At 41.2% G+C, this 13,148-nt stretch carries 17 protein-coding genes and 1 other RNA gene; 7 read left to right on the top strand and 11 right to left on the bottom strand.

What is annotated here, in order from left to right; genetic code table 11:
• Window positions 1-54 precede the first annotated feature (54 nt).
• Window positions 55-453, top strand: coding sequence for a TerB family tellurite resistance protein (locus QQK00_RS19065; RefSeq protein WP_284219285.1), 399 nt, complete (start codon window positions 55-57; stop codon window positions 451-453).
• Between the two features lie 49 nt (window positions 454-502).
• Here the strand turns inward: QQK00_RS19065 and QQK00_RS19060 are convergent, their stop codons facing one another.
• Window positions 503-766, bottom strand: a complete 264-nt coding sequence (locus QQK00_RS19060) for a hypothetical protein (protein ID WP_284219284.1) — start codon at window positions 764-766, stop codon at window positions 503-505.
• A 158-nt stretch (window positions 767-924) separates the two neighbouring features.
• Between QQK00_RS19060 and QQK00_RS20455 the strand changes: the two genes are divergently transcribed.
• Together QQK00_RS20455 and QQK00_RS19055 are read left to right on the top strand one after the other, a co-directional pair.
• A complete protein-coding gene (locus tag QQK00_RS20455; protein WP_348521167.1) occupies window positions 925-1,095 on the top strand; it encodes a response regulator in 171 nt (56 codons plus the stop codon).
• 5 nt (window positions 1,096-1,100) lie between these two features.
• Window positions 1,101-1,538, top strand: a complete 438-nt coding sequence (locus tag QQK00_RS19055) for a LuxR C-terminal-related transcriptional regulator (protein ID WP_348521166.1) — start codon at window positions 1,101-1,103, stop codon at window positions 1,536-1,538.
• 38 nt (window positions 1,539-1,576) lie between these two features.
• Here the strand turns inward: QQK00_RS19055 and rnpB are convergent.
• From rnpB to zapE, 3 genes are all read right to left on the bottom strand, one after another.
• Window positions 1,577-1,941, bottom strand: an RNA gene (gene rnpB, locus QQK00_RS19050) — RNase P RNA component class A.
• A gap of 24 nt (window positions 1,942-1,965) precedes the next feature.
• Window positions 1,966-2,688 (bottom strand): YebC/PmpR family DNA-binding transcriptional regulator, encoded by a 723-nt coding sequence (locus QQK00_RS19045; RefSeq protein ID WP_284219283.1) that lies wholly within the window; start codon window positions 2,686-2,688, stop codon window positions 1,966-1,968.
• Between the two features lie 118 nt (window positions 2,689-2,806).
• Window positions 2,807-3,907 (bottom strand): cell division protein ZapE, encoded by a 1,101-nt coding sequence (zapE, locus tag QQK00_RS19040; protein WP_284219282.1) that lies wholly within the window; start codon window positions 3,905-3,907, stop codon window positions 2,807-2,809.
• Window positions 3,908-4,041: 134 nt separating this feature from the next.
• On the opposite strand from zapE, the gene QQK00_RS19035 reads away from it, so the two are divergent.
• The 3 genes from QQK00_RS19035 (at window position 4,042) to QQK00_RS19025 (ending at window position 7,137) form a co-directional block, all read left to right on the top strand.
• Window positions 4,042-4,479 carry a ZapG family protein gene (locus tag QQK00_RS19035; protein WP_284219281.1) on the top strand — a complete coding sequence of 146 codons (438 nt, stop codon included), beginning with the start codon at window positions 4,042-4,044 and terminating at the stop codon, window positions 4,477-4,479.
• A gap of 73 nt (window positions 4,480-4,552) precedes the next feature.
• Window positions 4,553-5,908 (top strand): DegQ family serine endoprotease, encoded by a 1,356-nt coding sequence (locus QQK00_RS19030; RefSeq protein WP_284219280.1) that lies wholly within the window; start codon window positions 4,553-4,555, stop codon window positions 5,906-5,908.
• Between the two features lie 161 nt (window positions 5,909-6,069).
• The gene (locus QQK00_RS19025; RefSeq protein WP_284219279.1) at window positions 6,070-7,137 is read left to right on the top strand and encodes a S1C family serine protease; all 1,068 of its coding nucleotides are present in this window, start codon (window positions 6,070-6,072) and stop codon (window positions 7,135-7,137) included.
• Between the two features lie 73 nt (window positions 7,138-7,210).
• Here QQK00_RS19025 and murA read toward each other — a convergent pair whose 3' ends face one another.
• Genes murA through QQK00_RS18990 form a run of 7 tightly spaced genes read right to left on the bottom strand, consistent with a single transcriptional unit; the run spans window position 7,211 to window position 11,849 of the window.
• Complete coding sequence (gene murA / locus QQK00_RS19020) at window positions 7,211-8,476, bottom strand: UDP-N-acetylglucosamine 1-carboxyvinyltransferase (RefSeq protein WP_284219278.1); 1,266 nt, start codon at window positions 8,474-8,476, stop codon at window positions 7,211-7,213.
• A gap of 10 nt (window positions 8,477-8,486) precedes the next feature.
• Window positions 8,487-8,738, bottom strand: a complete 252-nt coding sequence (locus QQK00_RS19015; RefSeq protein ID WP_284219277.1) for a BolA family protein — start codon at window positions 8,736-8,738, stop codon at window positions 8,487-8,489.
• Window positions 8,728-9,054 (bottom strand): STAS domain-containing protein, encoded by a 327-nt coding sequence (locus tag QQK00_RS19010; RefSeq protein ID WP_284219276.1) that lies wholly within the window; start codon window positions 9,052-9,054, stop codon window positions 8,728-8,730. The genes QQK00_RS19015 and QQK00_RS19010 overlap by 11 nt, the downstream gene beginning before the upstream one ends.
• Window positions 9,051-9,737 (bottom strand): MlaC/ttg2D family ABC transporter substrate-binding protein, encoded by a 687-nt coding sequence (locus QQK00_RS19005; RefSeq protein ID WP_284219275.1) that lies wholly within the window; start codon window positions 9,735-9,737, stop codon window positions 9,051-9,053. The genes QQK00_RS19010 and QQK00_RS19005 overlap by 4 nt, the downstream gene beginning before the upstream one ends.
• A 3-nt stretch (window positions 9,738-9,740) precedes the next feature.
• A complete protein-coding gene (gene mlaD / locus QQK00_RS19000) occupies window positions 9,741-10,265 on the bottom strand; it encodes an outer membrane lipid asymmetry maintenance protein MlaD (RefSeq protein WP_284219274.1) in 525 nt (174 codons plus the stop codon).
• Window positions 10,266-10,271: 6 nt separating this feature from the next.
• The gene (gene mlaE, locus QQK00_RS18995) at window positions 10,272-11,048 is read right to left on the bottom strand and encodes a lipid asymmetry maintenance ABC transporter permease subunit MlaE (RefSeq protein WP_284219273.1); all 777 of its coding nucleotides are present in this window, start codon (window positions 11,046-11,048) and stop codon (window positions 10,272-10,274) included.
• Window positions 11,049-11,849, bottom strand: a complete 801-nt coding sequence (locus tag QQK00_RS18990) for an ATP-binding cassette domain-containing protein (RefSeq protein WP_284219272.1) — start codon at window positions 11,847-11,849, stop codon at window positions 11,049-11,051.
• Window positions 11,850-12,186: 337 nt separating this feature from the next.
• On the opposite strand from QQK00_RS18990, the gene QQK00_RS18985 reads away from it, so the two are divergent.
• Complete coding sequence (locus QQK00_RS18985) at window positions 12,187-13,143, top strand: calcium/sodium antiporter (protein ID WP_284219271.1); 957 nt, start codon at window positions 12,187-12,189, stop codon at window positions 13,141-13,143.
• Window positions 13,144-13,148 lie beyond the last annotated feature (5 nt).

The following is a 13,148-nucleotide window of genomic DNA, read 5'->3' as shown; positions in this document are numbered from 1 at the left end:
TGTGAACCATATAAGCTCTGCCTAGTCTATAAAAAGTCTGTACGGCAAGATTTGATGGCTATCGAGAATCAACAAATGATTAATTTAGAAGAAGAACAATTATTTAATGAAGCGCTAATCCGGATGACGGTGTTACTTTACCAAATAGACGGCAAAGTAACACTAACTGAGCAGGACTATTTAACGGCATTAGTTGAACAAATGGCGTGGCATAACGGCGTAGTGCAGCCAGCTTTCATAAATCAGGCAATCCATGAATCTAGGCAAGCAATAGATACTCGGCAAGCGACCCAATATCTAAGAGACCTAGGAAAAGATTTAAACTTAAATCCAGCGCGCGCCTTTGAGGTCGCAATGGAAATTACAGAAGTAGACGGAAAGCGCAGTGAAGACGAATTGGAACTATTGTCATTACTTTCAAATCGAATATTAGGCAGGGGGCTTGTAGCCTAGTATTATTACGAGGGTGAAGACTAAAACGACACCGTGGTTTACACCTGTATTATTCAACACCAATCACTTTAATATGAAATAGCTTTTTGTATTTCTTGGAAACAATATAAGAGGCGATGCTACCTATAATGCCTGGCGCAATCCAAAATAGAATTTCCCACACACCAACCTGCAAGACTCGTCTGCCACCAAAACTGAGAAACGCAGTATACGCCTCTATCCCTGAACCAATCATGTGACCAATATGCTCCAAAATCCATTGATTTTTAGCAATATTTTCCTTAAAAACATGTTGCAAAATACTCAGTGACATAAGCACAGCTAAAATGCCAAATGGCTTAAAGGGAATGAAGGAAAGAATTACTAACTTAAATGGTAGACTACACTTTGACCTAAAACCTGACGTATTTAAAACCGCTATTGAACTACCGGTAGGCTGACATAATAAGAGTACTGCTTGTTGACGATCAAATGCTTGTGCGGCACGGTATCAAAAGCTTACTGGCATTGTCCAGTAACATCGACGTTGTTGCCGAAGCAAGCAATGGTAAAGAAGCCTTAAATATAATCAGGAACATCACCGATATCCATGTCGTACTTATGGACATACGAATGCCTATCAAAATGGCATTGATACTTTAAAGGCAATGCATGCAGAAGGCATTTTTATCCCCGTTATTATTTTAACGACCTTTGATGACCATGAATCAGTTCTAGGCTCTGTCAAAGCTGGTGCAAAAGGCTATTTGTTGAAGGATGTCTCTCTAGAAACGCTGGTTGCAAGCATCGAAACCGTTCACGCGGGAGGAACGTTAATACAACCATCAATTACAGAGCAGTTACTGCAAGGCTTACAGCACATTCCAAATGAATTTGAGTCAGCTTCGTTACCAGAATCGCTTAGTAAGCGTGAAACCGAAATTTTGCGTTTAATAGCAGCAGGATGTAGTAACAAGGAAATGACATTAAGCCTATGCCGCTCAGAAGGCACAATAAAAAATCAAGTATCTAATATTCGATCAAAACTAGGCGTAAGGGATCGGACGAGAGCTGTACTAAAAGCGATAGAACTGAGCATGATATAATTGCTCAACTAATACAAATAAGTACCTATTAAATTTGAAAGTGAAGTCAGCCATAAGCCGGGTTCTGTCTTGGACAATCATTCCTCTAGGCCAGTCATCGCTAACTAGCTCAAGCAACCTACCCGTTTCCAATGCGGGCCGCATCGATTGGAAACCTATTTGGTCTTGCTCCGAGTGGAGTTTACCTCGCCATCAACTGTTACCAGTAATGCGGTGCGCTCTTACCGCACCCTTTCACCCTTACCACGCGCTTTTTACGGCAAACATGGCGGTCTTCTCTCTGCTGCACTTGTCGTCGGCTCACGCCGCCCAGACGTTATCTGGCACCCTGCCCTGTGGAGCCCGGACTTTCCTCCCCTAAATAACGAAAAAGTTACTTAGCAGCGATTGTCTGGCTGACTTCGGCGGCGAGTATATCAGAAGAAGTTTACTCCTGCACAATTGCGTTGTGATATATATTTTGAACATCATCACAATCGTTCAACATATCCATAAATTTATCAAACATTGGGCGGGCATCATCACTGATTTCAGTCTGTGATTGAGGCACAAACGTAATTTCTTCTACATCAAAAGTCATACCATCAAACGCGTCTGTTAGCGCAGTTTTGGCTTTAAAAAATTCAGTGTGGGGCACATAAACAGTCACGTCACCATCGTCGACCTCCACATCTTGAATATCGACATCAGCTTCCATCAACGCTTCTAACACAACTTCATCATCATCGCCTTTAAAGCCAAAAATAGCTAAATGATCAAACATATGCGCGGCTGAGCCTTGTGCACCTAATTTACTGTCTGTTTTGGTAAAACAATTTCTCACATCAGTAATTGTTCGATTCACGTTGTCGGTTAAACAATCAACGATAACCATAAACCCGCCAGGCCCATAACCTTCATATCTTGCAGGTGCAAAGTCTTCACCTGCGCCGCCTGCGGCTTTATCAACTGCTTTTTCTATTACATGTGCAGGCACTTGATCTTTCTTTGCTTTTTCAATCAATCGCCTGAGAGACAAATTAGCATCAGGGTCTGCTCCGCCATTTTTTGCAACCACGTAAATTTCTTTGCCATATTTAGAATAAACTTTGGTCTTTGCGGCAGCTGTTTTTGCCATCGACACTTTTCTTACTTCGAATTTTCTTCCCATTACAATCTCATTTTTAGTTTTTTGGCGCTTGGTATCTATACTAGCGACACTAATTTGAACTAATTAACACCCTAGTATAATCGAATATGCACTAAGACTTCACCTAACAAAGTGAATTTTATCCCGCCATGTGCTGAAGTGCTAAATATTCATGCGACTGCATTTCGCTAAGGCGGCTTAAACAACGCCTGAATTCAAAATTTAAGCGACCTTGTGAATAGAGTTTTTCGGGGGGAACTTCTGCTGAAATTATTAACTTCACCTTGCGTTCATAAAACTCATCTACCATAGCAATAAATCGCCTTGCGATATCATCAGACGCTTCCCCCATTTGAGATACATTTGCCAGCAATACCGTATTAAACTCTCGACTAAGTTCAATATAGTCCGTTTGGCTTCGAGGTCCATCGCATAGCGCCAAGAAGTCGAACATGACGACACTATCGGATATCTTCATTACTGCAATGTCTCGCCCTTCGACCTCTATCGATGTATCGACCTTTCCATCATCCGGCGCTAACTGAGCAAAATACGTATTCAAATTCCGTTGTGCTATATCGTCCAATGGATAATGATAAATTTCAGCTTGTTCTAGGGTTCTTAAACGATAGTCAACGCCGCTATCTACGTTCACAACACGCGTATTTTGATTGATCAGTTCTATTGCAGGCAGAAATCGAGCACGTTGCAGACCGTTTTTGTACAATTCATCGGGCACAATATTTGATGTTGCAACCAACACTATTCCCTGCGCAAACAGTTCTTGCATAAGCGTACCTAAAATCATTGCGTCAGTAATATCTGATACAAAAAATTCGTCAAAACAAATTATTTTGCATTCATCAGACAATGTCTTCGCGACGACTTTCAAAGGGTCAGGCTGGCTTTGAAGCGATTTCAGCTCTTTGTGGACACGATGCATGAATCGGTGAAAGTGTATTCTCAACTTGCGCTGAAATGGCAAGCAATCGTAGAAGGTGTCAACTAAATAAGTTTTCCCCCGCCCCACACCACCATAAAAATAGATACCTTGTATCGACGGCTTTGACATTCCTTTACCAAACCTTGACGCTAACTTTACCCGCCAAGTGAGCTTCTTAGTCGGTTGAGTAAGCTCATCATACAAGCGCTGAAGCTCTTTTACAGCCTGCTCTTGGGCGGAGTCATATTGAAATTCAATACGCGTCAAATCGTCCTGATATTTTTCCCATGGCGTCATACTACTTGTCTAGGCTCCTGTCTGTCGTCGTTGACCAAATTATACGACGCTTACATAAATTTACACAATATCCTCTTGCATGAACACACCGAATGTTCAATGATCCGACTCATTAGCATGCATAGGAGTATATAATGGACGGAATAAGCGTTTTAATCGGACTAATTGTGGGTATTCTATTAGGTGCCACGATCGCTTGGAAACTGACCCAAAATCATGAATCAAAAAAGACTAAACAAATGGCTAGTACTGAAGCTGAACTGAAGGCATTGTTAGCGCAACAAGCGCATGAACATGTCTCTACGACAAAAAGCGGGCTTTCTAACTTAAAGCAACAGCTTGATATTCTGAGCAACTCTATCGACAATTACGAAAATGCGCTGACTCAACCAAATCAACCGGGTGAAAAGTCAACTTTTTATGGTGAACAAGCAAGTGTCTTCCTACGTAATAAGACCATTGAAATTAATACACCGAAAGCAGAAATCGAAGATGCTCAACCAAGAGACTTTGCAAATAACCCATCAGGACTTTTTGTTGATAACTCAATTGATGAAAAAGTCGTCAAATAGCACTTGGATTCTGAACTAATGAACCCAACGTTGAGTCTGTAGAGGGTATTTGACATTAGGAGTAATGAGTTAAATGAATATTATTTATAGAAAATGTTTTGTTGTAGTGATTTCTGCCTTTTCATTTTTTGTGACGACATCTGTAAATGCTGGGATTCCCTTTTTCTCTGAAAAAGACGTGCCATCTCTAGCGCCTATGCTGGAAGAAGCCACTCCAGCGGTTGTGAGTATTGCGGTTGAAGGTACGCAAACAGCTCGTCAACAACAAGTACCTGAAATGTTTAGGTACTTTTTTGGAAATCCACAACAGCAGGAACGTGAACGACCTTTCAAAGGATTAGGTTCTGGTGTCATCATTGATGCAAAAAAAGGCTATGTTGTCACAAACAACCACGTAGTAGACAATGCCGACAAGATATTGGTTAAGCTCACTGATGGCAGAGAACTTGAAGCAGAAAAGCTTGGCGCAGATGCGCAAAGTGACATTGCACTGTTAAAAGTGCCGGCTGAAGACCTTGCTGAACTGCCACTTGCTAATTCGGACGCAATTCGCGTCGGAGATTTTGTTGTTGCCATTGGAAACCCCTTTGGACTAAGTCAAACGGTAACCTCAGGCATTGTAAGTGCATTAGGACGGTCTGGCCTAAATATTGGTGGTTATGAAGATTTTATTCAAACAGATGCAGCCATAAATAGAGGCAACTCTGGAGGAGCGCTCGTAAACTTGCGCGGTGAGTTAGTCGGTATTAACACTGCTATTTTCGGGCCTAATGGTGGGAACGTAGGTATCGGTTTTGCGATCCCCAGTAACATGATGAAAAGCTTAATTGACCAAATCATCGAATTTGGCGAAGTACGCAGAGGCCTTTTGGGTATACAAGGACAAGATTTAGATGCTGGCCTAGCTGAAGCGATGAATTCCCCAACGAATAAAGCTGCATTTGTCAATGAAGTAACAAAAGATTCAGCCGCTGAAAAAGCGGGTATTCAATCTGGCGATATCATTACTGGTATAAATGATAATGAAATTAGCAGCTTCTCTGAACTACGTGGCAAAGTAGGTAGCCTTGGCGCCGGGACCGAAGTAAAGTTAAACATACTTAGAAATGGGGAAGAACTAACACTTAATGTTGTTTTGGGTGCTGCTGAAGATCTCATTGCAGAAGCAAAAGAGATACACCCTGCGTTAGAAGGTGCTACCTTTGAAAATACCGAAAAGAATAATGTTGGTGCCGTTTTGGTGACAGAAGTCATTGAACGCTCTCCTGCTGCTAGAATTGGCTTGCGAACAGACGACGTGATTGTTGGCGTTAATCGTCGACGTGTTGGCTCAGTATCTGAATTGACGTCAAGAATAGAAGACAGTGAAGGTGTAATTGCGCTAAATGTGCAACGTGGCAATAGCTCATTGTTTATCATTATTCGTTAATTTATCGCTTAACTTTTTGATGCAAAAGTAATTTCTACAAAAAGCTGGCACTATATATGGGTGTTAGCTTTTTTTAGTTTATCCGAAGACCGCGTATGAGCTGTTGTGGTGTACTTATTTTTGCTATAGTTTAATCATAAAAGGAATATACCAATACCTGTATGTCTGCAATAAATAAGATTTTTATAGCTGTATTAAAGCCTGCCTTGCTTGGTTGCGTAGTTGCAGCAATATTACTCTTGTTTTTCCCTGAATTCAGGGAGGGTGAAGGGCTGAACGTAAATATTCTTAATCGCGAGAAAACTGTACCTCCGAGGCTATCTTATTACGAAGCCTTAGCACAAAGCGCACCTGCAGTAGCAAATATCTACAGCCAAAGTTACGAAAACACGGGAATATTTAGCAATAGATCGTACTCAAGAATATCACTTGGCTCCGCTGTCATCATGTCAAATGAAGGTTATTTGTTAACTTGTTATCACGTTATTCGTAATGCAGATAGCATATTTGTTCAATTGCAGGACGATAGAAAATTTCATGCCCAACTGGTTGGCTTTGACGTTATTACTGATTTAGCCGTACTAAAAATTCACGAAGCACCTGATCTAGTCGTAATGCCTCAAATGGAATCTCTTAACCTTCGTGTAGGAGATATCGTAATGGCGGTTGGAAACCCGCTTGACCTTGGACAAACAATAACATCTGGTATCGTGAGCAGAACCGGTAGAAAAGGCTTGGCAAACTACTTCGATTTCATCCAAACCGATGCCGCCCTTAATCAAGGTAACTCTGGCGGTGCATTGATTGATAGCAATGGGTATTTGGTTGGTATAACCAATGCGAGCTTTCAATCTAGGAACGAGCGCGTTGACGGCGTTAACTTTGCGGTGCCTTATGCACTCGCAAAACGTGTAATGGATGAAATAATTACTAGCGGAACGGTTACGAGAGGTCACTTAGGGGTTGATGGTGGTGAGCTCCGTGATGGTACTGGTTTTCTTGTCAGAAGTGTCGACAAGGGAAGTCCAGCAGCACTAGCCGGCATAAGAACAAATGACGTATTAACGGCTGTCAACGGACAGACAGTCACTAGCGCAGAAATCATGGAGGTGGTGGCGGAAAGTGCACCAGGCACTAACTTGACCTTTCAAGTAAACAGAAATGGGAAAGTTATTCACATTCAGGCGGTAATTGGGAAACTAAATCCAGCATTGATTGCAAGAAGTTAGTCAGTCTTATCGTCCTAAAGAGAGCTTAAATAAAGCCCTCTGTATGGTATTTAATATGGGTCTTAGTATACAGTTACGCCTCAGCAACTCGCTGAATATTTGCGCCTAAGTTGCCTAGCTTGCTTTCTATTTTTTCATAGCCACGATCAAGATGGTAAATACGCGATACTGTGGTTTCACCTTCAGCAACTAAACCAGCAATAATCAAGCTTGCTGACGCTCTCAAATCTGTCGCCATTACCGGCGCCCCTTTCAACACAGAAGCCCCTTCAGTAATTGCAGCGTTGCCTTGCAATTCAATCTTTGCTCCCATACGCTGCAACTCGGGCACATGCATGAAACGGTTTTCAAATATTGTTTCTGTGACAACACCAGCACCTTCTGCAACAGCATTCAGTGTAACAAATTGTGCCTGCATATCCGTTGGGAAACCAGGATGAGGCACCGTTTTGATATTTACGGCTTTTGGCGCTTTACCTTGCATATCAAGCTCTATCCAATCTTCACCGACGCCAATTTTAGCACCCGCCTGTTCCAGCTTATTTAGCACTGCATCAAGTGTATGCGGTGCGGCATTTTCACACCGAATATGGCCTTTTGTAACGGCTGCGGCAACTAAGAAAGTGCCGGTTTCGATTCGATCGGGCAGAATACTATATTCGCAACCGTTCAGTCGCTCCACGCCTTCGATCGTAATATTTTCTGTGCCTGCTCCAGAGACCTTTGCCCCCATAGCATTCAAGCAATCCGCTAAATCAACAATTTCTGGTTCTCTAGCGGCATTTTCGATTACGGTTACCCCTTCGGCTAGGGAAGCAGCCATCATCAAATTTTCAGTAGCACCAACACTCACGATGTCCATATAGATACGGGCTCCTTGGAGACGTCCGTTTACAGAAGCTCTAACGTAGCCTTCTTCTACATCTATTTTAGCACCCATTTTTTCTAAACCAGACAAATGTAAATTAACGGGTCTTGCGCCAATTGCACACCCGCCAGGCAAAGACACATTTGCCCTTCCATGCTTAGCTAACAGTGGGCCTAACACTAATATGGACGCCCTCATTGTTTTGACTAAATCATATGAAGCCGTAACGCTTTCCAATTGACTCGCGTTTATTTCAACTGAATTGGTATCAATATGATTAGTGGATGCGCCTAGGTCTTTGAGCAATAGTAAGGTCGTCTTAATATCTTTTAAGTTAGGTACATTGGTATATGTACATACAGAATCCGCAAGCAAACTGGCGATTAACAGCGGCAGTGCAGCATTTTTTGCACCAGAAATAACTACCGAACCTTTTAAAGCAGGGCTTTTGTTTATGACCAGTTTATCCATTAAGAACCTTTTATGAGTTGAACAACTTTTCTCTTTCCCATTGTGAGTTTGAGAATGTTTTTATAGTAATAGCGTGAATAGTGCCATCAGCAATCTTTTCAGACAATGGCGAATAAATCATTTGTTGTTTTTTTACTCGACTCATACCTTCAAATTGGTCATCAATAGCAATTATTTGATAATGAGTGCCTTCGCTCTTAACTTTTACATCACTCAACGCCAAATCACTTTTCAGCAATTGTTCTACTTCTTCATTTGTCATTTAAATTCTCATCAAAAATAAGCTCGTCAACGTTACTGAGTTTTGCCAGCGCATGCAACGCGCTAGGCACGTTAGTTAGCTTTATTTGTTTTTTATGTGCCTTAATATCACGAACCAAATTCACTAGCCATCCAAGGCTGGCTGTATCATGTTCCTCAGAACCAGTAAAATCAACCTCAATTAGGCTTATTGATGGCAATGTCATGGCATTTGCATGCTCTGTCAACATTAAATCCTGCTTAATCACACTGCGATTAAAGCGCCCATTTATGTTTACACGAAATGTAGTACCCTCAGTTTCTACACTTATGCTCACGAGCCAGTACTCGCCTCGGAAGTTGCTTCGAGCTGTATCGGTTGACTAATACTTTCCCTCATTAATGCAATCACTTTCTGAATGCCATCCTTTCGCAACACTTCTTCAAATTCACTCTGCTTACTGGATAGCAAACTTATGCCTTCAGCAATCATGTCATAAGCGGCCCATTCATTGCTTTTACGATCTTTTCGCACTTTAAATGCTACTTTTATATCAGGTCGGCCGTCATCTTTAATTACGGCACGTACGGTCACATCTGTTCTATCGTCAAAACTCTTTGCAGGTTCGAATTCTACGACCTGATCATCGTAATACCCCATTGCTACGGCGTAACTAGTAATTAAGTATTGACGAAACACCGTAATAAATTCCAAAAGATCCTTTTTATCAGCGTTTCGCGCATATTTTCCTAACACTTTGTATGCTGAAAATCGATAATTTATATATGGCATCAATTCATCTTCCATGATGGCACGTAGAATCTCAGGATCAGCCTTAATTTTATCCTGTTGCTTTTTAATTCGTTCAAACGTTTTTGAAGCTACATCCTGTACCATTTGATAAGGATCTTCTTTCTCTACGTCTTGAGCAGATACTAAATTTGCAAATAAAAGCGCCGCAATAAATACAAACCCGCGAAATGAAAATTGTTTAATGCCGTTATTGATAAATAGATTCATAATTTATTCATTTCCTTGGTTAAATAAAAATTGGCCAATTAAATCTTCTAGTACCAGTGCTGATTTTGTATCTAAAATTTCTTCACCATTCGTCAAGTATGGACAATCTGAATATGGGGCATTGTCACAAACTTTGTCCTCTTCAATCATCTCTAGATCTTCAGGAAAAATAAAACCTGGTTGCAAACCAATGAATTGCTCTCCTAATAACCCAGAAGTTAAAATTGACAAACTACTCGTATCTGGAAAAGTATTTTGGTATTCAGACGCAATTTCTAATTCAACAACGGGAATTAAGTCTTGCTCATGTAAGTAAATTCTTGAAACACGACCTACAACAACACCACCAACTTTTACTGATGAACGCGCTTTTAGCCCACCAATGTTGTCAAACCTAGCATTGAGCTTATACGTTTCGCCGTTCCCTGCCATGCCCTGATTTGCCACTCTTAGTGCAAGTAGTAATCCTGCGATAATCGCAAGCGCGACAAATAGTCCGACTAAAATTTCATTTTTTCTACTAGTCATAGTTCCCTAACTTATTCCAAACATTAACGCTGTTAATACAAAATCCAAACCGAGTATAGCTAATGACGCATAAACGACTGTTTCTGTAGTCGCTTTACTAATCCCTTCTGAGGTCGGAATACACGAATAACCTTTAAACAAAGCAATCCAAACAATAACAACCGCAAATACTAACGCTTTGATTACGCCATTAATGACATCTTCGTTCCAATCTACTGTTGATTGCATAATCGACCAGTAACTACCGGCATCTACGCCTAACCAATCAACGCCAACTAAATGACCACCTAAAATACCGACAGCAGAAAATATTATAGCAAGCATTGGCATGCTAATAACGCCCGCCCAAAATCTTGGAGATACTATTCTACGTAGCGGATCAACCGCCATCATTTCAAGGCTACTAAGTTGCTCGGTAGCTTTCATTAAACCAATTTCTGCTGTCAGTGCAGAACCAGCACGGCCCGCAAAAAGCAGTGCAGTAACGACTGGCCCCAATTCGCGCAATATCGACAACGCAACCATTGGTCCAAGACTGCCCTCCGCACCATAGTTCACCAAAATGGTATAACCTTGCAAGGCCATTACCATCCCAATGAACAAACCAGAAACCAAAATGATTAATAACGATTGAACGCCGACAACGTACATTTGTTCAACCGTCAGGCGAATGTTCTTCCATTTAGGAATTGCGATCAAAGCACCATAGAGCATTAAACTTGCCGCACCAATTGATGCAAAAGTATCTATCGTATTACGTCCAAGCCGTTGAAGAATTTCCAATTATTGATTTCCTATAAATTCGCTAGCTAAATCTTTAGCAGGGAAATGGAAAGGTACTGGCCCATTAGGCTTGCCTTCGAGAAATTGTTGCACAAGCGCAGATTCAGACTGTTGAATCTCTTCCGGTGTGCCCTCTCCGATAATTGTCTTATTTGCTAATATATATACATAATCAGCTATCGAAAGGACTTCCGTTACATCATGTGTTACAACAATACTGGTTAGCTGTAAGGCTTGGCTTAACGATTTTATAAGCTCAAGCAGTACTCCTAGAGAAATGGGATCTTGTCCAGCGAATGGCTCATCATACATAATAAGCTCTGGGTCAAGCGCAATTGCTCTAGCCAACGCAGCACGTCGCGCCATACCACCAGAAAGTTCACTGGGCATTAAATCATGCGCGCCACGCAACCCTACTGCTTCGAGTTTGAGCAAAACTAGGGTATGAATGATATCTTCACTCAGTTCAGAGTGCTCTCTTAACGGAAACGCCACATTGTCGAATACAGACATATTCGTAAATAAGGCGCCACTTTGGAAAAGCATCCCCATCTTTTTTCTCAGCTGATACAAAGAGGAACGCGAAATTCTGTGCACATCCTGCCCAGCAAACTCTACTTTACCCACAGACGGTATTAACTGGCCACCGATCAACTTAAGCAAAGTCGTTTTACCAATACCGCTAGGGCCCATGATGGCGGTAATCTTCCCTCGCTTTACATTCAACGAAATATTGTCATAAATAGTTCGTTGACCGCGAGAAAACGACATATTTTCCACTGTAATAATATTGTCTGTCATAACTTGCTTGATGTGGTCCTTGGTAATCGCTTATTTTTTAGGAAGCAACTTATCCCTTTAGCTCCCTGTTTATGGATACATTCTAGCGTATTTCAAGTAATTAGACCGAAATATAGTGTTAAAAATTGTAAGAAAATTAGTGGATGTTGTTTGCGCATCTAAATATCTTCCTTTACTTTGTTCATAAATACATCGCTTACTCATATGCTGCTTTAAAAACGTCATTAATGTAAATTAACTTATGGTAGACTTGCAGCGATAAAAAGAGTTTACTTGAAAACCTATTCTTTAGGTCATACGTAGACGTCCTTAATAAAACACAAAATAGAAACAAATAGTGATAATAAATCTTGTCATATTTTTCGTTGGACTATTAGTACTAAGCTGGAGTGCTGATAGATTTGTATATGGTGCATCTGCGCTGGCTAAAAACATCGGTGTCTCACCCATGATGATTGGCTTAACAATAGTCGCTATGGGTTCTTCAGCCCCAGAAATAGTGGTTAGTGCGACAGCGTCTCTCGCGGGTAAAACAGATACCGCGGTTGGAAATGCCCTCGGTTCTAACATTACAAATATTGCCTTAGTCCTCGGTTTAACTGCCGTTATAAAACCTTTATTGGTTTCGTCTACCACCCTCAAAAGAGAACTGCCAGTTCTATTACTGATATCTTTATTAGCCGTTTATTTCATTGACGATAGTTATATGTCGCGCATGGAAGGCATTGTATTAATCACACTGTTTGTATTGGTAATTGCTGGGATGGCCTTGCTGTCCTTTAAAGTAGATAAAGGCGATCCATTAATTGCAGAAACTGAAGATGAAATTCCATCTGGCGTGAGCACCAAAACAGCCGTTTTTTGGGTGCTTATTGGCTTGGTTCTACTCCCATTAAGCGCGAGCTTTTTAGTTGATTCTGCCGTTTTTATTGCTAAGTACTTTGGCATAAGTGACTTAGTCATTGGTCTCACAATAATTGCGATTGGTACAAGCTTACCCGAACTCGCAGCAAGCATAGCTGGGGTATTAAAGGGTGAAGACGATTTAGCCCTAGGCAATATTATTGGGTCTAACATCTTCAATTTATTAGCGGTGCTCGCAATGCCCGGTCTAATAATGCCCTCCGCATTAGATATCTCTGCGGCCAGCAGAGACTCTCTCGTCATGCTTGGCTTAACTGTCTTACTATTTGTTTTTTGCTTTAACATTCGTGGCACGCGCAGAATATCTAGATTAGAAGGTGGCGTTTTAATTTCAAGTTTCTTAGCGTACCAAATATATCTATTCACGTGACCGAT

The organism is Agaribacter marinus, from assembly GCF_030160655.1.
GTDB lineage: Bacteria > Pseudomonadota > Gammaproteobacteria > Enterobacterales > Alteromonadaceae > Glaciecola > Glaciecola marina.
This window is presented reverse-complemented; position numbering and strand designations above follow the sequence as displayed.